Source organism: Streptomyces sp. NPDC048419 (genome assembly GCF_043200415.1).
Classification (GTDB): domain Bacteria; phylum Actinomycetota; class Actinomycetes; order Streptomycetales; family Streptomycetaceae; genus Streptomyces.
On sequence record NZ_JBICXT010000008.1, the window covers coordinates 271,740 to 291,354 of the forward strand.

21 protein-coding genes are annotated in these 19,615 nt (G+C 72.1%); 11 read left to right on the forward strand and 10 right to left on the reverse strand.

Translation table 11 applies throughout. The annotated features are described in order from the left end of the window. Positions 1-46 precede the first annotated feature (46 nt). Positions 47-514, forward strand: coding sequence for a hypothetical protein (locus tag ACGFYN_RS19675; protein ID WP_393867084.1), 468 nt, complete (start codon positions 47-49; stop codon positions 512-514). 18 nt (positions 515-532) lie between these two features. Here the strand turns inward: ACGFYN_RS19675 and ACGFYN_RS19680 are convergent, their stop codons facing one another. The 5 genes from ACGFYN_RS19680 to ACGFYN_RS19700 all read right to left on the reverse strand — a co-directional run bounded on the left by ACGFYN_RS19680 (position 533) and on the right by ACGFYN_RS19700 (position 6,437). Continuing rightward, positions 533-1,501 (reverse strand): MASE1 domain-containing protein, encoded by a 969-nt coding sequence (locus ACGFYN_RS19680; RefSeq protein WP_393867085.1) that lies wholly within the window; start codon positions 1,499-1,501, stop codon positions 533-535. 114 nt (positions 1,502-1,615) lie between these two features. Further along, positions 1,616-2,443, reverse strand: coding sequence for a PP2C family protein-serine/threonine phosphatase (locus ACGFYN_RS19685; RefSeq protein ID WP_393867086.1), 828 nt, complete (start codon positions 2,441-2,443; stop codon positions 1,616-1,618). Between the two features lie 155 nt (positions 2,444-2,598). Next, positions 2,599-4,239 (reverse strand): phosphoglucomutase (alpha-D-glucose-1,6-bisphosphate-dependent), encoded by a 1,641-nt coding sequence (gene pgm, locus ACGFYN_RS19690; protein ID WP_393867133.1) that lies wholly within the window; start codon positions 4,237-4,239, stop codon positions 2,599-2,601. Positions 4,240-4,664: 425 nt separating this feature from the next. Then, positions 4,665-5,297, reverse strand: a complete 633-nt coding sequence (locus ACGFYN_RS19695; RefSeq protein ID WP_393867087.1) for a serine hydrolase domain-containing protein — start codon at positions 5,295-5,297, stop codon at positions 4,665-4,667. A 267-nt stretch (positions 5,298-5,564) separates the two neighbouring features. Beyond that, positions 5,565-6,437 carry a universal stress protein gene (locus ACGFYN_RS19700; RefSeq protein WP_393867088.1) on the reverse strand — a complete coding sequence of 291 codons (873 nt, stop codon included), beginning with the start codon at positions 6,435-6,437 and terminating at the stop codon, positions 5,565-5,567. A 235-nt stretch (positions 6,438-6,672) separates the two neighbouring features. On the opposite strand from ACGFYN_RS19700, the gene ACGFYN_RS19705 reads away from it, so the two are divergent. The 10 genes from ACGFYN_RS19705 to hypA all read left to right on the forward strand — a co-directional run bounded on the left by ACGFYN_RS19705 (position 6,673) and on the right by hypA (position 13,906). Continuing rightward, positions 6,673-6,846 (forward strand): hypothetical protein, encoded by a 174-nt coding sequence (locus tag ACGFYN_RS19705; RefSeq protein WP_393867089.1) that lies wholly within the window; start codon positions 6,673-6,675, stop codon positions 6,844-6,846. An 87-nt stretch (positions 6,847-6,933) separates the two neighbouring features. Then, complete coding sequence (locus ACGFYN_RS19710; RefSeq protein WP_393867090.1) at positions 6,934-7,320, forward strand: hypothetical protein; 387 nt, start codon at positions 6,934-6,936, stop codon at positions 7,318-7,320. 183 nt (positions 7,321-7,503) lie between these two features. Then, entirely contained in the window at positions 7,504-9,039 is a 1,536-nt protein-coding gene (locus tag ACGFYN_RS19715; protein ID WP_393867091.1) for a hypothetical protein, read from the forward strand. A gap of 1 nt (position 9,040) precedes the next feature. Then, positions 9,041-10,111 carry a hydrogenase expression protein HypE gene (locus ACGFYN_RS19720; protein WP_393867092.1) on the forward strand — a complete coding sequence of 357 codons (1,071 nt, stop codon included), beginning with the start codon at positions 9,041-9,043 and terminating at the stop codon, positions 10,109-10,111. A gap of 66 nt (positions 10,112-10,177) precedes the next feature. Further along, positions 10,178-11,971, forward strand: a complete 1,794-nt coding sequence (locus tag ACGFYN_RS19725; protein WP_393867093.1) for a nickel-dependent hydrogenase large subunit — start codon at positions 10,178-10,180, stop codon at positions 11,969-11,971. Beyond that, positions 11,964-12,521 (forward strand): NifU family protein, encoded by a 558-nt coding sequence (locus tag ACGFYN_RS19730; RefSeq protein WP_393867094.1) that lies wholly within the window; start codon positions 11,964-11,966, stop codon positions 12,519-12,521. The genes ACGFYN_RS19725 and ACGFYN_RS19730 overlap by 8 nt, the downstream gene beginning before the upstream one ends. Beyond that, on the forward strand, positions 12,518-13,099 hold the full coding sequence (locus ACGFYN_RS19735; RefSeq protein ID WP_393867095.1) for a DUF5947 family protein: 582 nt from the start codon (positions 12,518-12,520) through the stop codon (positions 13,097-13,099). Before ACGFYN_RS19730 ends, ACGFYN_RS19735 begins: the two co-directional genes overlap by 4 nt. A 41-nt stretch (positions 13,100-13,140) precedes the next feature. After that, on the forward strand, positions 13,141-13,347 hold the full coding sequence (locus ACGFYN_RS19740; protein ID WP_393867096.1) for a hypothetical protein: 207 nt from the start codon (positions 13,141-13,143) through the stop codon (positions 13,345-13,347). Between the two features lie 27 nt (positions 13,348-13,374). Next, positions 13,375-13,560, forward strand: coding sequence for a hypothetical protein (locus ACGFYN_RS19745; protein ID WP_393867097.1), 186 nt, complete (start codon positions 13,375-13,377; stop codon positions 13,558-13,560). A gap of 7 nt (positions 13,561-13,567) precedes the next feature. After that, the gene (hypA, locus tag ACGFYN_RS19750; protein ID WP_393867098.1) at positions 13,568-13,906 is read left to right on the forward strand and encodes a hydrogenase maturation nickel metallochaperone HypA; all 339 of its coding nucleotides are present in this window, start codon (positions 13,568-13,570) and stop codon (positions 13,904-13,906) included. 56 nt (positions 13,907-13,962) lie between these two features. On the opposite strand, the gene hypE is transcribed toward hypA, so the two are convergent. The 5 genes from hypE to hypB form a co-directional block, all read right to left on the reverse strand. Continuing rightward, the gene (gene hypE / locus ACGFYN_RS19755; RefSeq protein ID WP_393867134.1) at positions 13,963-14,952 is read right to left on the reverse strand and encodes a hydrogenase expression/formation protein HypE; all 990 of its coding nucleotides are present in this window, start codon (positions 14,950-14,952) and stop codon (positions 13,963-13,965) included. Positions 14,953-15,025: 73 nt separating this feature from the next. After that, positions 15,026-16,171 (reverse strand): hydrogenase formation protein HypD, encoded by a 1,146-nt coding sequence (hypD, locus tag ACGFYN_RS19760; RefSeq protein WP_393867099.1) that lies wholly within the window; start codon positions 16,169-16,171, stop codon positions 15,026-15,028. After that, positions 16,168-16,485: a HypC/HybG/HupF family hydrogenase formation chaperone gene (locus ACGFYN_RS19765; RefSeq protein ID WP_393867100.1), complete on the reverse strand. Its 318-nt coding sequence runs from the start codon at positions 16,483-16,485 to the stop codon at positions 16,168-16,170. The genes hypD and ACGFYN_RS19765 overlap by 4 nt, the downstream gene beginning before the upstream one ends. Before the next feature lie 3 nt (positions 16,486-16,488). Then, the gene (gene hypF / locus ACGFYN_RS19770; RefSeq protein WP_393867101.1) at positions 16,489-18,828 is read right to left on the reverse strand and encodes a carbamoyltransferase HypF; all 2,340 of its coding nucleotides are present in this window, start codon (positions 18,826-18,828) and stop codon (positions 16,489-16,491) included. Continuing rightward, positions 18,825-19,571 (reverse strand): hydrogenase nickel incorporation protein HypB, encoded by a 747-nt coding sequence (gene hypB / locus ACGFYN_RS19775; protein WP_393867102.1) that lies wholly within the window; start codon positions 19,569-19,571, stop codon positions 18,825-18,827. Before hypB ends, hypF begins: the two co-directional genes overlap by 4 nt. Positions 19,572-19,615: the final 44 nt, after the last annotated feature.

The following is a 19,615-nucleotide window of genomic DNA, read 5'->3' on the forward strand; positions in this document are numbered from 1 at the left end:
GGCCGTAGCGTCGTAGCGTCGGTACGTGACGACTGGGGGAAGCACCATGCGCAGCTATGCACTGAGGACCGCGGTGACCGTCCTGTTCGCCGCCTCGCTCACGGCGGCGGCGGGAGCGCCCTCGTCCGCCCGGCCGACGGCGGCGCCTGCCGCGCACGAGGCCCGGCAGCAGCCCCGTTCGCCCGTGCTCGTCGATTGTCTGTGGCACGCGAAGGTGCGCCCCGCCTCCTTCATCCTCGCCTGCGGTGACGGCAACAGCCGTCTGGTCTCGCTGCACTGGTCCCAGTGGGGTCCGCACGCGGCGCGGGCCCAGGGCGTCAACCTCGTCAACGACTGCAAGCCCTACTGCGCGGCGGGCCGCTTCCACTCCTACCGGGTGGCCGTCCGGCTCGATCACGTCAAGCCCTGGAAGAAACACCCTCGGCTGCCGCACTACGGCCGGATGACCCTGACGTACGAGGGCCGTACGCCCGCGCACTTCCCGAAGACGGTCACGTATCCCTTGTGGGACTGAGCCCGCCGACGGGTGCCGTCACAGGCGTTCGTCCGCATCGTCGGGCGGTCGGACCTGCGGCTTCTCCCCCGCGGTGAGGTGTTCCAGGACCTCGACCAGTTCCTGGCAGGCCTGTTCCACCGAGCGTCGGGTGTTGAGCTGCTCGATGATCACGGCGGAGAGCAGCAGGGCGGTCAGGGCCATCGCGCCGTTGAAGGCCTGGAGCTTGATCATCACTTCGATGCGGGTCATCCGCGCGAACGGCCCGACCTGGTCCGTCGCCGCGATGGTGGCCATGACCGAGGCGAAGAGCGCGCACAGCATGCTGCCCGCGAGCTGGAAGCGCAGGGCCGCCCAGATCAGCAGCGGGTAGACGAGGAACAGCATGCTCACGTCGCTGTGGCTGGCGAAGGGCACGACGACGAGGGCGGCAACGGCCAGGCCCACCGCCTCCTTCCAGCGGGGTGCGCGCAGACGCCCGCGCGCCTCGTACAGCACCAGGAGGACCGGCGTGATGATCAGGACGCCCATCGCGTCGCCGGCCCACCAGGCCGACCAGACGACCCAGAAGCCGTCCGAGGCGAGCTTGCCGGTCAGGACCAGCAGGCCGGCACCGGCGGTCGCGCTGATCAGCGTGGCCGTGAAGGCCCCCAGGAACACGAGGGCGAAGCCGTCGCGCAGCCGGGCGAGGTCGGTGCGGAAACCCACCCTGCGCAGCAGGTAGTAGGCGCAGACGGGGGCCGCGGTGTTGCCCACCAGGGTGCCGACCACGGCGGGCTGGATGGAGGTGATGGACATGACGACGAAGAGGGCGCCGAGCGCGATCCCGGGCCAGGTGCGCAGCCCGAACAGGAGCAGACAGGCGACCGCGACGCCCGTGGGCGGCCAGATGGGGGTGACGACGGCGTGCTCGACGACGAGTTGCCGCAGCAGCCCGAGCCGGCCGGCGGCGTAGTAGCAGGCGGCGACGGCAAGCGTCTGGAGGGCGAAGACGGCCGGCCGTCGCATGTCCTGGAAAGCCACCACAGCTGCCATCAGACACCGAGGCCGCCCCGACGGCGAGGCGAACCCGGCCGGGCCCGGCCCTACGGCTGAACGACCGGCCCGTCGCCGGACGCGGCCCTACCGCTGAACGACCGGCCCGTCGTGGCCGACGACCAGCACGGCCGCGTCGTCCTCGTGACCGACGCTTTCGGCCATCTTCATCACGCCCTCGGCGAGCGCGTCGGCCTCCATGCCGGCCACCGCGGCGATGCCGGCGAGCCGTACGACCTGCCGGAGACCGTCCTCGACGGACAGCGAAGGCCCTTCGACGACGCCGTCGGTGAGCATGACGAACACACCGCCCGTGGTGAGCTGGTAGCGGGTCACCGGGTACTGCGTTCCGTGCTCGATGCCGAGCGGCGGGCCGCCCTCGTCCTCGGCGATGCCGGACTTACCGTCGGCCGTGGCCCAGATGTGCGGGATGTGCCCGGCCCGCGCACTCTCCAGCACCCCGGTGGACGGGTCGAGCCTTATGAAGGTGCAGGTGGCGAAGAGGTCGCTGCCGAGGGTCAGGAGCAGGTCGTTGGTCTGGGAGAGGAGTTCGCCGGGCTCGCTGGTGACGGAGGCGAGCGCGCGCAGGCCGACCCGGACCTGGCCCATGAAGGCGGCAGCCTCGATGTTGTGGCCCTGGACGTCGCCGATGGACAGTCCGATACGGCCGTCCGGCATGGCGAAGGCGTCGTACCAGTCGCCGCCCACGTTGAGGCCGTGGCAGGCCGGCACGTAGCGGACGGCGAGGCGGAAGCCGTTGGCCAGCGGCAGGTCCCGGGGCAGCATGCCGCGCTGGAGGGCGAGGGCCAGCTCCACCTGGGAGCGCTGCAGCTCGGCGAGCTCGCGTGCCTGGGCGGTCAGCGACCCGAGTCTGGCGAGCAGTTCGTCGCCGTGCTCTGCGCGCTCGAGGGACATCGATCACTCCGGCGGGGCCGTGGGCCAAGGCCCCTTCAGGGTAAAACGGCGTAATTGGGCGTTTAAAGGGATGATAGCGACATGACGGCTGGAACAGGCCGCGGCGAGGCTCCGCCGGTCACCTCGCCGCGGCCCGTCTCCTACCGGCCGGCGGCTCAGCCGCCGAGCGCCGCCGTCACCACACCCCTTGCCTCCTCCTGCACCTGCCGCAGATGGTCGGCGCCGCGGAAGGACTCGGCGTAGATCTTGTACACGTCCTCGGTGCCCGAGGGCCGGGCGGCGAACCAGGCGTTCTCGGTGCTCACCTTGATGCCCCCGATGGGCGCGCCGTTGCCCGGCGCCTCGGTGAGCACCCCGGTGACGGCCTCGCCGGCCAGCGTGTCCGCGGTGACCTGTGCGGGTGAGAGCTTGGCGAGCAGTGCCTTCTCCTCACGCGTCGCGGGGGCATCGATACGGGCGTAGGCGGGCTCGCCGAAGCGGGCGGTCATGGCGGCGTAGTGCTCCGACGGCGTCTTCCCGGTGACCGCGATGATCTCGGAGGCGAGCAGCGCCAGGATGATGCCGTCCTTGTCCGTGGTCCACACCGAGCCGTCCCGGCGCAGGAAGGACGCCCCGGCGGACTCCTCGCCGCCGAAGCCGATGGAGCCGCCGACCAGTCCGTCCACGAACCACTTGAACCCCACGGGCACCTCGACCAGCCGGCGCCCGAGGTCGGCGGCGACGCGGTCGATCATGCCGGAGGACACCAGGGTCTTGCCGATGCTGGCGTCGGCGGGCCACTCCTTGCGGTGCGCGTACAGGTAGGAGATGGCCGTGGCCAGGTAGTGGTTGGGGTTCATCAGCCCCGCGTCCGGTGTGACGATGCCGTGCCGGTCGGCGTCGGCGTCGTTGCCGGTGGCGACCTGGAAGCGGTCGCGCTGCTCGATGAGGGAGGCCATCGCGTAGGGCGAGGAGCAGTCCATCCGGATCTTGCCGTCCCAGTCGAGGGTCATGAAGCGCCAGGTGGGGTCGGCGAGCGGGTTGACCACGGTCAGGTCGAGCCGGTGCTGTTCGGCGATACGGCCCCAGTAGGCGACCGAGGCCCCGCCCAGCGGGTCGGCGCCGATGCGGACGCCTGCGGCGCGGACGGCGTCCAGGTCCAGCACGTTCGGCAGGTCGGCGACGTAGGCCCCGAGGTAGTCGTGGCGGCGGGTGGTCTCGGCGGCGAGGGCGCGGGTGTACGGGACGCGCCGGACGTCCTTCATGCCGCTGGTGATGATCTCGTTGGCGCGGTCCTGGATCCAGGAGGTGGCGTCCGAGGCGGCCGGTCCGCCGCTCGGCGGGTTGTACTTGAAGCCCCCGTCGGCGGGCGGGTTGTGCGAGGGGGTGACCACCACGCCGTCGGCGAGGCCGGACGTGCGGCCTCGGTTGTGGGTGAGGATGGCGTGCGAGACCGCGGGCGTGGGCGTGTAGCCGTCCGCGCTGTCGATGAGCACGGTCACGCCATTGGCCGCGAACACCTCCAACGCCGTGACCCGCGCGGGCTCGGACAGGGCGTGGGTGTCGGCACCGAGGAAGAGCGGGCCGTCGGTGCCCTGCTGGTCCCGGTACTCGCAGATCGCCTGGCTGGTGGCGGCGATGTGGTCCTCGTTGAACGCGGTCGCCAGGGACGATCCGCGGTGCCCCGACGTGCCGAACGCCACCCGCTGCCCCGGGTCGGCCGGGTCCGGGTGCAGCGCGTAGTACGCCGTGACCAGCCGGGCGACGTCGACGAGGTCCTCGGGGGCGGCCGGCTTGCCCGCTCGCTCGTGCTGCATGTGCCCGCTCCTCCACATGGGTTGACCAAAACGCTTGCCGCCCCATCTTCGCTCGTCATGGGGCGGACAGCGAGAGCGGGTCAGCGCCCGGAACGCGTTGAGCAGCGCGCAGACGAAGTTCTCCTGAACGGCACGCAGGCGGCTCAACAGGTCCGGGTTCTGCGACGCGTTGATCTGCGTGGTGACGGAGAAGGTGAGCGAACGACGGCCGTCGGCGGTGCCGGCGATCAGCTGGGTGTAGCCCAGGGTGTTGCCGGTGTGCCCCAGCACCACGCCGCACCGGGTGGCGTACCGGAAGAGGGCGAGACCGGCCATGTTCTCGCCGGGGCCCCCGGGTTCGGACGCGCCGGGGATCCAGCGCCGCTGCTCGCGCACGAGGTTTCGACCGTGGAGCGCGCCGCCGACGTACCCGCTGACGAAGCGCGTCATGTCGGCCGGCGTGGAGATGATCCCTCCCGACGCCCCAGGGGCCGGAGGCGCCGAGGACCTCGCTGACGTCCTCCGGCGGCGGGGTCGTGTCGTAGCCGTGCAGACGGGGCGCGGGCATCCGATAACCCTGGGGAAGGCTTGTGGCCCGCAGGGTCGAGCGGCCGGTACACGAGCGTGCGCAGGAGTTGTTCGTACGGGGTGCCGGTCGCGGCCTCCGCCATCAGCGCGACGGCGGTGTTGTCGGAGTTGGAGCGGCGGTACTGGCTGCCCGGTGGGAAGTTGAGCGGCTGGTCGGCGACGAAGTCCAGAAGGCGGCGGTTGTCGAAGTGGTGGCGCGGGTCGGCGGAGACGATGGCCCGGAACGCGGGGGCCTGCGAGTAGTCCGGCAGACCGCCGGTGTGGTTGAGCAGTTGCCTCAGCGTCACGCGGTGCCAGGCCGCGGGCAGCTGCGGCAGCCGTTCGCCGAGCGTCTCGTCCAGACGCAGCGCGTCCCGGTCGACCAGGCTCAGTGCCACCGCCCCGCTGAAGGCCTTCGCGGTGCCGGCGATGGGCATGTGGTCGGCGACGGTCGGGCCCCCGGCCGTGGCGGGGTCCGCGACAGCCGTCCGGCCGAGGGTGGCCAGGCACACGCCGACGACGCAGCCCGCCCGCAGGCGGGAACGCCGCGTGGAAGGACGGTCGGGACGGGCGGAGGGGCATCAAGGCTCCCTGGGCGGACCGATGTTGCGGCCCAGCCTTTCCCCGCTCCCGGCGCCGGGCGCTCCCGCTGCTGCATCCGGACCAACGGCCCGGCCGCCCTCCACCGCCACATCGCACCGCCCCGCGCCACCTCGGCATCCGCCGTACCTGAACGAGACGTACCGGACCCCTCCGTCTTCCGTCCGCATGCGAACCTCTCAGCTCACCGGAACCACAGCGACGGGACACTTCGCGTGGTGCAGGACGGCGTGCACCACCGTCCCGAGCGGCAGCCCCAGCCGGCCCTCGACCGGATGGCGCGGGAGGACCAGCAGACAGGCCCGGGCGGACGCCTCCACCAGGGCGGCGGCGGGCGAGTCGACGGTCAGCTCGGTCTCCAGCCCGACCGTCGGATGCTCGGCGACCGGGCGCGCGACGTGGTTGAGCAGCTGGGCGTGCGCGTCCCGCTCCTCCTCCACGTGACTGATCCGGGGCACCATCAGGCCGGTGCCCCCGAGCGGCGTCCAGGCGTGGACCACACGCACGTCCACCTGGTGCAGCTCCGCCTCGAGGAGGGCGAACCGTACGGCCTCCTCGTCCCGCTCGTCGCGTACGCCCACCACGATGTCCTGCCCGGCGGGCTTCTCTGTGCCGCCGCGGACGACCACCACCGGCCGGTCCGCGTGCGCGGCCACCTTCAGACTCACCGAGCCCAGCAGCAGCCCGGCGAACCCGCCCCGCCCCCGGGTCCCCACCACGACCAGATCGGCGTCCGCAGCCGCGGCCAGCAGCGCGGAGGAGGGATCGTCGCGGGCCAGGTGCGTGTCGACCGGCACTCCGGTCGTGGCGGCCCCGACCCGCGCCCGGGTGTCGTCCAGCACGGTGAGGGCCGCAACGAGGGCCTGGTCGGTGAGGCCCACCCCCGTCTCGCCGTACGCCCTGCCCGTGCCGCGACCGACGGCGTGCGTGATCTGGAGCGTGCCGCCGCGCCGCTCCGCCTCGGTGGCCGCCCAGTCGGCCGCGAGCCGGGCGTCCGGCGTGTCGTCGACCCCGACGAGAACGCAGCCGAGCCGGCCGGCGCCGGTCACCATGTCCCAAGCAGCGGCCGTTCCCGCTGTGCCCGCCGGGACTCTTGCTGCCGCATGGGTCCGCGTCCCTTCCGTCGACAGGAGCTGTCGGGTCCGGGTACCCGACGCCCCCCGCACCCACACGACAACCGGAGCCTGCCTTACTCCCGCCGCGGTAGTCCGCCGCTGCGCTCGGAGTAGCCACAACCCGCTTCCCCCGTAGGACGACCGCCCCGGCCCGTCGGCCGAGCATGAGGGCATGATTCTCATCGAACTCTTCGCACCCGCCGGCGTCCTGGACCAGGCACAGCGGGAAGAGGCCGGCCGGCGCCTCATCGACGCGCTGATGGGCACCGGGGGGACCCATGCCGAGGCGGTGATGGACTCCGCGCGCGCCCTCACCCAGGTCGTCGTCCACGAGCCCGCCGCCTGAATCACGGGTGACCGCCATCCGGCCGACCCCGCCGACCCGCCCCGTTACCTCGTCCGCGTCGGCGCACCGGCCGCGTGGCGCAAGGAGATGAGCGGCCACGCCGTCGACCGCCTCACCCAGGCTCTGGCCGAGACCGAGGCGGTGGCCGGACGTGACCCCGACCGGCTCCGCGACCAGCCGCACGCCCTCATCCACGTCGTCGGCGTCGCCGAGGGCAGCCTCGGCATGTACGGCCGTCCCATGGGCAGCCTCGACCTCATCCGGCACATGACCGCCCCGCACCGTGACGCCTTGGCGCACCTGGCCACGGACGATTTGCCGCCCGGCACCGTCATCGACCCGGTGTGCGGCATGACCGTCGACCTCGGCACGACCGACCTCACCCTCGAGGTCGACGGCACCGTCCACGGGTTCTGCAACGGCCAGTGCCGACGCATCTTCGCCGACGAGCACGGCATATCGCTCAGCGCCTAGTCATCACCGGCTGCCGGCCGCAGGACGGCTGGACGCCCTCCGCTGCCGTGAAGGATCCGCCCCGCCTCGCCCACTCCTCGTCACCTGAACGGCTCAGACAGCTCCGTCGGAAGAGGCGGGGCCCGGTTTGCGGGGTGACCGTGGTGGAAGGCATGGGCGCGCATCCGGATCCGAGGAGGCGGGATGACAGAGGGCCTGACCGAGGCCGAGGCGGTGCGTCCCCACGGCGGCGAGCACCGGGCACCCGACCGGGTCCGACGCGGCTTCGAGGAGCTGAGTGCCGTCGCCGACGCCGTCCTGTACGAAGGCTATCTGCTCTACCCGTACCGTCGTTCGTCGGCCAAGAACCGCGTCAGATGGCAGTTCGGCGTGCTCTTCCCCCGCGACTGGGCACAGGCGTCCGGGCCGGTCGTCCCGGGGCTGTCCGGCGCGGCGGACTCGTGGTACCAGCAGACCGAGTGCCTGCTGCGCGCCCGGCGGACCGACGCCGTCGTACGGGTGCGGGTGCGGTACCTGCAGACCCAGCACAAGCAGGTCGAGGAGGCCGACCCGAACGGCGGCCATCGTGCGGTCGCGTCGCTGCGCACCGCCGACGGCACGACTCATCTGACCTTCGACGAGGCCGTGCCGCAGGAGGCCGAACTCTCCGTCCCCCTCGGCGAGTTGCTGCGGGGCGAACGCACCCTCGCCGTCGGAGCCCCCGGTGCCACGGACGTCGAGCCGCTGCCCGGGCTCGCCGGGAGGGTGGTCCGGCGGCGCGAGGAGGTCCGGGCCGACGCCTCACTCGTGGCCGAGCAGCTCGGCGGGGACGTCTTCCGGCTCCGGGTGCGTACGGTGAACGGCGGGCCGACGCCCGATCCGCGGGCCCCGCGCGACAAGGCGTTGTGCCATGCCCTCATCGCCACGCACACGCTCATCACCGGCGACGGCGTGGAGTTCGCCTCGCTCATCGATCCGCCCGCGGAGCTGCGCGAGCACGCCCGCGCCTGCCGAAATCACTTCACTTTTCCGGTACTTGGCGGCGATCCACCCGCCCAGGAGACCGGCACCGGACATCTCGTGCTCTCCTCGCCGATCATCCTGCCCGACCATCCCCAGGTGGCGCCGGAGAGCCCCGGCGATCTGCACGACGCCGCGGAGATCGACGAGATCCTCACCCTGCGCACCATGCTGCTGACGGACGAGGAGAAGCTGGAGGCGCGCGCCACCGATCCGCGGGCCGCCGCGATCCTCGACCGGGTGGACACCATGCCGCCGGAGGTCTTCGCGCGTCTGCACGGCGCCGTCCGCTCGCTGACACCGGCCGCGCCCGCCCCCGAGCGGCCCGCCTGGTGGCGTGCGGACGCCGAAGCCGGGCTGTCCCCGGCCACCGACACCGTGCTCGTCGACGGCGTCGCCCTGCGGGGAGGCAGCCGGGTGCGGCTGCGTCCGCGGGGCCGTGGTGCCGACGCCCAGGACATGTTCCTGGCCGGGCGGAGCGCGCGGGTGGCCGCCGTGCTCCGCGACGTGGACGGCAGCACGCACCTGACCGTCACCCTCGACGACGACCCCGCGGCCGAACTGAACAGCTGGTACGGCCGCTTCCACTACTTCCGGCCCGACGAACTCGAACCGCTCGAGGCCGCCGGCGCACCGGACAAGGCGCCGGCACCGGCTCCCGCCGCGGCACCGGCCGAGCTCCCGACCGACTCCGACACCCCCTGCAGCGGAGGCCGATGACATGACAGCGCACACCACCGAAGGCGACCGCGCCGAGGACCGGAAGGGCATCGACGAGATCCACATCCTCTGGATCTCCGAGGGCATGAGCTGCGACGGCGACACCGTCTCCCTCACTGCCGCCGACCAGCCCTCCATCGAGGACGTCGTGCTCGGCCTGATCCCGGGCCTGCCGAAGGTGAACCTGGTCAACAAGGTGCTCTCCCCGAGCCTGGGCGGCGAGGACTTCCTCGTTCCCTACCGGGCCGCGGCGCGCGGCGACCTGACGCCCTTCATCCTCGTCATCGAGGGCTCGATCCCCAACCAGAACATCATCGAGGGCGACGGCTACTGGACGTCCTTCGGCAACGACCCGGAGACCGGCGAGCCCCAGACCCTCAACTGGTGGATCGACCAACTCGCCCCGAAAGCCTGGGCGGTGGTCGCCGCCGGTACCTGCGCGACCTTCGGCGGCATCCACGCGATGGCCGGCAACCCCACCGGATGCATGGGTCTCGCGGACTACCTCGGCTGGGACTTCAAGTCGCAGGCCGGGCTGCCCGTGGTGAACGTGCCCGGCTGCCCGATCCAGCCCGAGAACTTCATGGAGACCCTGATCTGGGTCCTCCAGCACGCGGCCGGTGACGCTCCCCCGCCCCCGCTGGATCACATGCTGCGCCCGCAGTGGCTGTTCGGGAAGACGGTCCACGAGGGCTGCGACCGCGGCTCGTACTACGAGCAGGCCACCTTCGCGAGTGACTACAACTCCCCCAAGTGCCTGGTGAAGACCGGCTGCTGGGGCCCGGTCGTCAACTGCAACGTGCCCAAGCGCGGCTGGATGGCCGGCATCGGCGGCTGCCCGAACGTGGGCGGCATCTGCATCGGCTGCACCATGCCCGGCTTCCCGGACGCCTTCATGCCGTTCATGGACGAGCCGCCCGGCGGAACCCTGTCGTCGCTCGTCATCAAGCCGTACGGCGCCGTCATCCGCCGCCTGCGCGGCTTCACCAACGAACTCGTCAACCACGAGCCCAGATGGCGCCACAACAAGGAGAAGCTGACCAGCGGTTACGACCCGCACTGGCGGCCCTGACACGCGCGGCGCCCGCACCCCACCCACGGACCCGAGGAACAACGACAGCTAGGGGCAGTAACAGCCATGACCACCACCGAGGCACGGCCCACCGGACGCAAGCCGCCACAGATCGTGGACATGTCCTGGGACCCGATCACGCGCATCATCGGCAACCTGGGCATCTACACGAAGATCGACTTCGCCAACCAGGAAGTCGTGGAGTGCCACAGCACTTCGTCCCTGTTCCGCGGCTACTCGGTGTTCATGAAGGGCAAGGACCCGCGCGACGCGGGCTTCATCACCTCGCGCATCTGCGGCATCTGCGGCGACAACCACACCACCTGCTCCGGCTACGCCCAGCAGATGGCGTACGGCGTGAAGCCGCCCCGGCTGGCCGAGCACATCGTCAACCTGGGCGAGGCGGCCGAGTACATCTTCGACCACACGATCTTCCAGGACAACCTGGTCTTCGTGGACTTCTGCGAGGCGATGGTCAAGGCCACCAACCCCGGAGTGCTGGCCCGCGCCGAGCGCACCGACGCCCCCCACGGGGACATCCACGGCTACCGGACCATCGCCGACATCATGAAGGCGTTCAACCCCTTCGAGGGCGAGGTCTACAAGGAGGCCCTGAAGGTCAGCCGGATCACGCGGGAGATGTTCTGCCTGATGGAGGGGCGGCACGTGCACCCCTCCACGCTGTATCCGGGCGGCGTCGGCACGCTGCCGCAGCCGACCGTCTTCACCGACTACCTCAGCCGGCTCATGCGCGTCATCGACTTCGTCAAGAAGGCCGTCGCGATGAACGACGACGTCTTCGACTTCTTCTACGAGGCACTTCCCGGCTACGAGGAGGTCGGCCGCCGCCGCACCCTGCTCGGCTGCTGGGGCGCCTGGCAGAACCCCGACGTCGTCGACTACCGCTACGAGAACATGAACGCCTGGGGCAAGGCGATGTACGTGACCCCGGGCATCATCGTCGACGGCGAACTGGTCACCAACAACCTCGTCGACATCAACCTCGGCCTGCGCATCATGCTCGGCAGCTCCTACTACGAGGACTGGGTCAACGAGCAGCCGTTCGTCACCCACGACCCGCTCGGCAACCCCGTCGACATGCGCCACCCCTGGAACCAGACCACCGTCCCGGTGCCGCAGAAACGGGACTTCGACGACAAGTACAGCTGGGTGATGAGCCCGCGCTGGCTCGACGGGCGCACCGGCGACCACCTCGCCCTGGACACGGGCGGCGGCGCACTGGCCCGGCTCTGGTCGACCGCGCTCAGCGGCCTGGTCGACACCCCGTACGTCAAGGCCACCGGCAACAGCGTGCGCATCTCGCTGCCCAAGGGCGAGAAGCTGCCGGAGACGACCCTGGAGTGGCGGGTCCCGAAGTGGAGCAACACCCTCGAACGGGATCGCGCCAGGCCGTACTTCGTCGCCTACGCCGCCGCGATGGCCCTGCAGTTCGTGGAAGAGGCCATGGGCCTGGTGCGGGCCGGCGACACCAAGGTGTTCGAGAACTTCGAGGTGCCCGACGAGGCGATCGGCTGCGGCTTCCACGAGGCGGTGCGCGGCGTCCTCTCCCACCATCTGGTGATCAAGGACAAGAAGATCGCCAACTACCATCCCTATCCGCCCACTCCGTGGAACGCCAGTCCGCGCGACAAGTTCGGCACCCCCGGGCCGTACGAGGACGCCGTCCAGGGACAGCCCATCTTCGAGGAGAACGGGCCGGACGACTTCAAGGGCGTCGACATCATGCGCACCGTGCGCAGTTTCGACCCGTGTCTGCCGTGCGGTGTGCACATGTACGTCGGCAACGGCAAGACGCTCACGACCCTGCACTCGCCGACGTACGGAGCCGACCATGGCTGAGGCCGAGGCCCCGGCCGAGCGGCTCGCGGACCCGGCGGTCGAGGCGCGGCTCGCCCGGCTCGACGAACTCCTGGCCGGACTCGAGTCCGCGCCCGGCGCCACCACCCGCTCCGCGATCGAGGCGGTACGGCTGCTGACCGAGGTCTACGGTGAGGCGCTGGCCCGCGTCATGGACCATGCGGACGGGCGGCTGGCCGAGCGTCTCGCCGAGGACGAGCTGGTCGGGCACCTGCTGGTCCTGCACGACGTCCACCCGGAACCCGTGGAGCGGCGGGCCGCCCGCGCGGTCGAACGCCTGCGGCCCGCGGTGCGCGAACGCGGCGGGGACGTGGAGTGGGCAGGCGTGGAGGAGGGAGTGGGCCGGGTCCGGCTGACGTCGGGCGGCGGCTGCGGTTCCGGGTGCGGCGGCGGGTCGGCCGACGTCTCGGCCGTGGTCCGTGAAGCCGTGCTCGCCGCCGCGCCCGAGCTGACGGCCGTGGAACCGGTGCAGGCGGCCGCTCCCGCCGCCTTCGTACCGCTGACCTCCCTCACGCACCGGGGTGCACGGTGACCACGGACGGAGCCCTGGCCCGGCTCATCCGCACACCGGTGGAAGCCGGCGAGCGGTGCGACCTGTGCGCCGCGCCGGTGGCCGACGAGCACGCTCATCTCTACGACACCGGCGAGCACCGGATCTGCTGCGCCTGCGGCCCCTGCTCGGTGCTGTTCGCGGGGGACGGGGCGGGCGAGGGGCGCTACCGGCTCGTTCCCCGCAGGCGGATCAGACTGCCCCGGGTGGACACTGAGGTCCTGGGCGTGCCCGTCGGACTGGTCTTCTTCGTGCCCCGGGCCGACGGCACGGTCACCGCCGAGGGTCCGAGCCCGGCCGGGGCCATGCGGTGGGAGGTGGACGCGGCGGACTGGCAGCGCCTCGCCGCGGCGCATCCGCAGCTCGCCTCCATGGAGCCCGACGTCGAGGCCCTGCTCGTCAACACGGTCCACGGCCTCGACCACCACTGGCTCGTGCCGGTCGACGACTGCTTCCGCATGGTCGCCGTCGTACGCCACGCATGGCAGGGCCTGTCCGGGGGCGGCGAGGTCTGGACGGCCGTCGAGAGGTTCTTCGAGGACCTCACCGAGCGGTCGTGAGGACGCACTCCGCGAGGCGGAGGCGAGGAAGGAGCGCACTCATGGGCAGCATCAGGGTCGGCCGCGCCGAGGCCAAGCCCGACCTGACCGGGCATGTGCCCGGTATGCATCAGGGCAACAAGGGGCCGTACGACCAGCAGGTCGGCCATCACAAGGACGGCACCGCCGACGCGCGCCGCTCCACCGGGATCCATTGGAAGCGGCACGACGCTCTCCTGGACGTCATGCCGAACATCCCTCCGGGATGAGGAACAGACAGTAGGGAGTCGCCGGAAATGACGGTCCAACGAGCGGGAAGCAAGCCGGCCGCGAGCACGAGTCAGCGGCTGCTGGTGGCCGAGGCCACGGTGGTCGGCGCTCTGATCCTGGCGCTGTTCGTCCGGGAGTTGCCCAGCCTGCGGCGCGAGCTGCGGATCTGGCGGATGGCCGGCGGTCTGCGCGCCGGCCACCGCTACCCGTGAGCCCGCCGTGCACGAGCTGTCGATCGCGACCGCGATCATCGAGCGGGCCGACGAACTCGCCCGGGCGGACGGGACGGACGCCGTCTCTGCGGTGACCGTCCGGGTCGGCGAGCTGGCCGGCGTCGTTCCCGACGCCCTGAGTTTCGCCTTCGAGGTGGCCCGGGACGGCACCGCCCTCGCGGCGGCGCGGCTCGTGGTCGAGCACGTCCCCGCACAGGCCTACTGCGGCCCGTGCGCCGAGGAGTTCGCGGTGGGCATGCCGCCGTTCTTCTGGTGCCCGCGCTGCGACCGGCCCTCCACCGAGCTGCGCTGCGGCCGGGAGCTGCAGATCACCGGGATCGAATGACATGCGACGAGGCCCCGTCGGAGTCCGTGCTCCGGCGGGGCCTCGTCGCATGCGCTTCAGCAGATGCGCGGCAGCTGCTCGCCGAGCGGCAGGTCCACCACCCGGGTGCCGCCGAGGCCGGTCGCGACCACGACCATGCCGGGGTGTTCGGCGACGCACTCACCGATCACGGTGGCGCCGGTGCCCTGTGGGTGCGCGCGCATCGCCGCGAGGACCTCCTCCGCCTTCTCGGGGGGTACGAAGGCGACCAGCCGGCCCTCGTTGGCGACGTACAAGGGGTCGAGGCCCAGGAAACCGCAGGCGTTGGCGACCGCGTCCGGCACGGGTACGGCCCGCTCCCGGAGGCGGACGCCGGTGCCCGAGGCACGCGCGATCTCGTTGAGCGACGCGGCCAGGCCGCCGCGCGTCGGGTCGCGCAGGACGTGCAGGTCCGGGGTGACCGCCAGCATCCCCGCCACCAGGTCGGCGAGCGGTGCGGTGTCGCTGGCGATCTCCACACCGAACTCCAGGCCCTCCCGCACGCTCATGATCGCCACGCCGTGCAGTCCGATCGGGCCGCTGACGATGACGGCGTCGCCGGGCCGCGCCCGCTGGGGCCGGATGTCCACTCCGTCGGGAACGAGGCCGACCCCGGCGGTGGTGACGTAGACGCCGTCGCCGTGCCCGGACTCCACCACCTTGGTGTCGCCGGTGGCCACGACGACGCCGGCCGCCTCGGCCGCCGTGCCCATGGCGCGTGCGATGCGCTCGACCACGGCCAGCTCCACGCCCTCTTCGAGGACGAAGGCCGCGGACAGGTAGGCGGGCCTTGCGCCGCTCATCGCGAGGTCGTTGACGGTGCCGTTGACCGCGAGGTCGCCCAGGCTGCCCCCGGGGAAGAACAGTGGCCTGACCACGTAGGAGTCGGTGGAGAACGCGAGCCTGGCGCCGCCCAGTTGAAGAACGGCGGAGTCGGCGAGCCCGGCGAGGGTGGGGTTGCCGTAGGCGGGCGCGAACACCTGCTCCATCAGCTCGGCGGACAGGGCGCCGCCTCCGCCGTGCCCCATGACCACCACGGGCTGGTCACGCAGCGGGGCGGGACACGACCAGTTGGCCGGGTCGACGGTGGTCTCGGAGAGCTCAGGCAACGGGGTTCATCTCCTCGCGCGCGGCGGCGCGTTCGGCCTGCGGCGCCTGGCCGTTCATCCGGCGGTACAGGTAGTAGGCCGCGCAGGCGCCCTCGCTGGAGACCATCGTCGCGCCGAGCGGGGTGCGCGGGGTGCAGGTGGTGCCGAACGCCGCGCACTCGGTCGGCTTGATCAGCCCCTGGAGCACTTCGCCGGCCCGGCACTCCGCGGGCTCCTCGGTGCGGATGCCGCCGACGTCGAAGCGGTGCTCGGCGTCGTACGCGCGAAACGCCTCGGTCAGCCGCCAGCCGCTCGACGGGATGGGCCCGATACCGCGCCAGTTGCGGTCGGTGACCTCGAATACCTCCTCGATCATGCGGACGGCGGCCGGGTTGCCGTCCTCGCGCACGGCACGCGCGTAGGCGTTCTCCACCCGGTGCTCGCCGCGCTCCAGTTGGAGGACGGCGCGGCGGATGCCTTCGAGGATGTCCAGCGGTTCGAAGCCGGTGACCACCATCGGCACCCCGAACCGTTCGGCGAGCCGCGGGTACTCGGCCGTGCCCATCACGCTGCACACGTGCCCGGCGGCCAGGAAGCCCTGCACCCGGCAGGCCGGGGCCGTCATGATGGCCTCGATCGCGGGAGGGACCCGCACATGGGAGACGAGCAGGCTGAAGTTGTCCAGGCCCAGGCGGCGGGCCTGGTGCACGGCCATCGCGTTGGCGGGGGCCGTGGTCTCGAACCCGATGGCGAAGAAGACCACCTCCCGGTCCGGGTTCCGGCGGGCCAGCTCCAGGGCGTCGAGCGGCGAGTACACCACGCGTACGTCGCCGCCCTCGCCCTTGACCCGGAACAGGTCGCGGTCGGTGCCGGGCACGCGGAGCATGTCGCCGAAGGAGCAGAAGATCACGCCGGGGCGCGAGGCGATCTCCAGTGCCTTGTCGATGACCTCCAGCGGGGTGACGCAGACGGGGCAGCCGGGGCCGTGGATCAACTCGACGTGCTCGGGAAGCAGTTGGTCGATGCCGTGCCGGATGATGGAGTGGGTCTGCCCGCCGCACACCTCCATCAGCGCCCACGGCCGGGTGGCGGTGGCGCGGATGTCGTCCAGCAGCCGCCGTGCCAGCTCGGGGTCGTTGAACTCGTCGATGTACTTCACCGGGCCTCGCTCTCTCGGGTTTCCTCGGTCACGGCGGCGACCCCCGCGTCCCTGGCCGCTTGCTCCCAGGCGTCGCCGAACTCCTCCTCCAGCAGGCCCAGTTCCTCGAAGAGCTTCAGCGAGGCCTGCGCCGACTCCTCGTCCAGACGCTGCAGCGCGAAGCCGACGTGCACGATGACGTACTCACCGACCCGCACGTCGGGGACGTACTCCAGGCACGCCTGTTTCTGCACTCCGCCGAAGTCGATGAGACCGGTGCGGGGATCGGCGCTGTCGTCGATGGACACGACCTTGCCGGGCACTGCCAAACACATGGGTCACTCCTTCTGTCGTCCGTGTGCCGCGATCACCAGCTGGCCCAGTGCCAACCCGCCGTCGCCCGGCGGGACTTCGCCGTGGCGGAGCACGGTGAAGCCGTCGCCGGACAGCAGGACCGTGCACTCCTGCTCCAGCAGCGCGTTGGCGAAGACGCCGCCGGTGAGGACGACGACGGCCAGATCGGTGGCGCGGCGTGCGTGCCGGCAGATCTCCAGGACGGCCCGTGCGACACCGCGGTGGAAGCGCGCGGCGATCACCCCTGGCGGGGTGCCGCGCCTCAGGTCGGCGACGACCGCGCTCAGCACGGGCGCCGGGTCCGCCCGTACGGGGTCCGTGGTGATGCCGAAGGCGTACGCCTCGGTGCCGGCGCCCCAGGCCGACGCGGCCGCCGCCTCCAGCTCCAGTGCGGCCTGGGCCTCGTAGCCCGCACGGTGGCACACGCCCACGAGCGAGGACACGGCGTCGAAGAGGCGTCCCATGCTGGAGGTCGGAACGCAGGCCACGTTGCGCGTCAACTGCCGCTGAAGCACGGCCAGTTCGTCTGGGGCGCAGGCGGTGACGCAGGGCAGGTCCGGGTCCCATGGCAGGCCGGCGGCCCACAGCCGGGCCAGCGCCAGACGGCACGGGTTGACCACGCCCGCGTCTCCGCCGGGGAGGGGGGCGGTCGTGAGGTGGGCGAAGCGCCGGTAGTCGGTGTAGTCGGCGAGCAGGAACTCGCCGCCCCAGACGGTGCCGTCGTCGCCGTAGCCGGTGCCGTCGAAGGCGACGCCGATCACGGGGGTCGTGACGCCGTGCTCCGCCATCGCCGAGGCGGTGTGCGCGTGGTGGTGCTGCACGAACACCGGTGTGGGCTTGGGCAGTTGGAGCGCCCGCTGCCGGGCCCAGCGGGTCGAGTGGTACGCCGGGTGCCGGTCCGCGGCGAAGAGCACGGGCTTGACGCCGGTCAGGCGCCGCATGTGCAGCTCCGCCCCGCGTGCCGCCTCCAGGGTGGTCAGGTCACCCATGTCGCCGATGTGCGGTCCGAACCAGGCATGGTCGCCCTCTCCGACGCACAGCGCGTTCTTCAGGTCGCCGCCCACCGCGAGGGCCGGGCGCAGCTCCAGCGGGAGGCGCAGGGGGCGGGGCACGTATCCGCGGGAGCGGCGCAGCACCTGCTCGGTGCCGTCCTCGCGCACCCGCAGCAGCGAGTCGTCGCACGGGGAGGCGACGACCCGGTCATGGGCGAGCCAGGCGTCGGCCAGTCCGGCCAGCCGGGTCAGTGCCTCGTCGTCGTCCGTGACGATCGGCTCCCCCGAGCGGTTGCCGCTCGTCATGACCAGCGCGCGTGGACCCGGCGGGTCACCCGGCAGCCCGAACAGCAGGGTGTGCACGGGGGTGTAGGGCAGCATCACGCCGACGTGCGGGCTGCCCGGGCACACACCGGACGCGAGGTGAAGGGTCGCGCCCGACGTACGCCGGCGCAGCAGGACGATGGGGCGACGGGGGCCGGTGATGGCCTCTCGCTCGGCTGCGGAGACCTCGGCGATGCGCTCCACGTCGGCGAGGTCCGCGCACATCACGGCGAAGGGCTTGCCGCCCCGTTCCTTGCGGCCGCGCAATGTGTCGACGGCGCGGGCGTCGGTGGCGTCGCAGGCCAGGTGGTAGCCGCCGAGGCCCTTCACGGCGACGATCCGGCCGCCGGCCAGCAGCGCCCGCGCCGCCGTCAGGGCGTCGGCGTCCCGCGCGGGGTGGATGCCGCTGCCGAACGCGGGCACCAGACGCAGCCGGGGACCGCAGTCGGGGCAGGCCACGGGCTGGGCGTGGAAGCGGCGGTCGGCGGGGTCGCCGTACTCCCGGGCGCAGGCGGGGCACATCGGGAAGCCGGTCATGGTCGTGACCGCACGGTCGTACGGCATCCCGGTGGCGATGGTGAAACGGGGTCCGCAGTGGGTGCAGGTGACGAAGGGGTGGCGGTGCCTGCGGTCCGCCGGGTCGGTCAGGTCGCGCAGGCAGTCGGCACAGGTCGCCGTGTCGGGCGGGAGGTGGGTGCGGCCCGGGGTCTGCTCGGTGGAGCGGATGGCGAAGGCGTCGTCGGCGCCGGTGACGGTCAGGTCCTCGACGTCGATGCCGGCGACGACGGCCAGCGGCGGAGATTCGGCGGTCAGGTGGTCGCAGAAGCGGGTGACGCCGTCCGGAGCGCCCTCGACCTCGATGAGCACGCCGTACGCGGTGTTGCTCACGAACCCGGTGAGCCTCAGGCCGGCGGCCAGGCGGTGCACGTACGGGCGGAAGCCCACGCCCTGCACCGTGCCGCGCACCGTGACGCGGCGGCGGACGGCCTGGACGGCGGGCGCTGTCACGAGAGGCGGCCGGCCGGGAGGCCCGCGTCCCCGTGCGCGTGCTCGTGGACGTCCGTGTGCGGCGCGAGAGGTGGCCGGTGGACCGGGGCCCCGTCGCGTACGGCGAGCACCCGCTCAAGGACGGTGTCGACACCGTCGCCGCTGCGGGCGCACGACCGGACGATCTCCACTCCCGGGTTGACCTGCCCCACATGGGCGTCGAAGGCCGCCCCGTCGAAACCGGCCGGCTCCGCGAGATCGGTCTTGGTGAGCACCACCAGATGGGCGGAGGCGAAGGCGGTGGGGTACTTCAGCGGTTTGTCCTCGCCCTCCGTCACGGACATCAGCACGATCCGCAGGCTCTCGCCGAGGTCGTAGGAGGCGGGGCAGACGAGGTTGCCGACGTTCTCCACGAAGAGCAGCGCGGTGTCCTCCGGCAGCCAGTTCTCCACATGGCCGCGCATCTGCCGGGCCTCCAGGTGGCAGAGCCCGTCGGTCAGCAGCTGTTTCACCGGTGCTCCCGAACGGGCCAGCCGGCGGGCGTCGTTCTCGGTCGCCAGGTCGGCGGTGAGCGCGGCCACCGGGATGCCCCGCTGCACGGCACGGGCGAGGATCCGCCCGAGCAGTTCCGTCTTGCCGCTGCCTGGGCTGGACAGCAGGTTGACGACGGTCACTCCGCGCCTGGCCAGGTCGCTGCGCAGGCTCGCCGCCAGGCCGTCGTTCTTCGCGAGGACGGCCTGGGTGACGTCCACGGAATCGCACATGCGCTGCTCCTCGGGCCGGTGTCGGAGGGACCGGAGTGATCCGG

Excerpts from the sequence above, each read along its gene's own strand:
- hypB (WP_393867102.1), bottom strand. The coding sequence starts at position 19,571 with ATGTGCGATTCCGTGGACGTCACCCAGGCCGTCCTCGCGAAGAACGAC.
- ACGFYN_RS19675 (WP_393867084.1), top strand. The coding sequence starts at position 47 with ATGCGCAGCTATGCACTGAGGACCGCGGTGACCGTCCTGTTCGCCGCC.
- ACGFYN_RS19765 (WP_393867100.1), bottom strand. The coding sequence starts at position 16,485 with ATGTGTTTGGCAGTGCCCGGCAAGGTCGTGTCCATCGACGACAGCGCC.
- ACGFYN_RS19700 (WP_393867088.1), bottom strand. The coding sequence starts at position 6,437 with ATGGTGACCGGCGCCGGCCGGCTCGGCTGCGTTCTCGTCGGGGTCGAC.
- pgm (WP_393867133.1), bottom strand. The coding sequence starts at position 4,239 with ATGCAGCACGAGCGAGCGGGCAAGCCGGCCGCCCCCGAGGACCTCGTC.
- ACGFYN_RS19705 (WP_393867089.1), top strand. The coding sequence starts at position 6,673 with ATGATTCTCATCGAACTCTTCGCACCCGCCGGCGTCCTGGACCAGGCA.
- ACGFYN_RS19730 (WP_393867094.1), top strand. The coding sequence starts at position 11,964 with ATGGCTGAGGCCGAGGCCCCGGCCGAGCGGCTCGCGGACCCGGCGGTC.
- ACGFYN_RS19740 (WP_393867096.1), top strand. The coding sequence starts at position 13,141 with ATGGGCAGCATCAGGGTCGGCCGCGCCGAGGCCAAGCCCGACCTGACC.
- ACGFYN_RS19745 (WP_393867097.1), top strand. The coding sequence starts at position 13,375 with ATGACGGTCCAACGAGCGGGAAGCAAGCCGGCCGCGAGCACGAGTCAG.
- ACGFYN_RS19710 (WP_393867090.1), top strand. The coding sequence starts at position 6,934 with ATGAGCGGCCACGCCGTCGACCGCCTCACCCAGGCTCTGGCCGAGACC.
- ACGFYN_RS19720 (WP_393867092.1), top strand. The coding sequence starts at position 9,041 with ATGACAGCGCACACCACCGAAGGCGACCGCGCCGAGGACCGGAAGGGC.
- hypE (WP_393867134.1), bottom strand. The coding sequence starts at position 14,952 with ATGGGGCACGGCGGAGGCGGCGCCCTGTCCGCCGAGCTGATGGAGCAG.
- ACGFYN_RS19680 (WP_393867085.1), bottom strand. The coding sequence starts at position 1,501 with ATGCGACGGCCGGCCGTCTTCGCCCTCCAGACGCTTGCCGTCGCCGCC.
- ACGFYN_RS19725 (WP_393867093.1), top strand. The coding sequence starts at position 10,178 with ATGACCACCACCGAGGCACGGCCCACCGGACGCAAGCCGCCACAGATC.
- ACGFYN_RS19685 (WP_393867086.1), bottom strand. The coding sequence starts at position 2,443 with ATGTCCCTCGAGCGCGCAGAGCACGGCGACGAACTGCTCGCCAGACTC.
- ACGFYN_RS19715 (WP_393867091.1), top strand. The coding sequence starts at position 7,504 with ATGACAGAGGGCCTGACCGAGGCCGAGGCGGTGCGTCCCCACGGCGGC.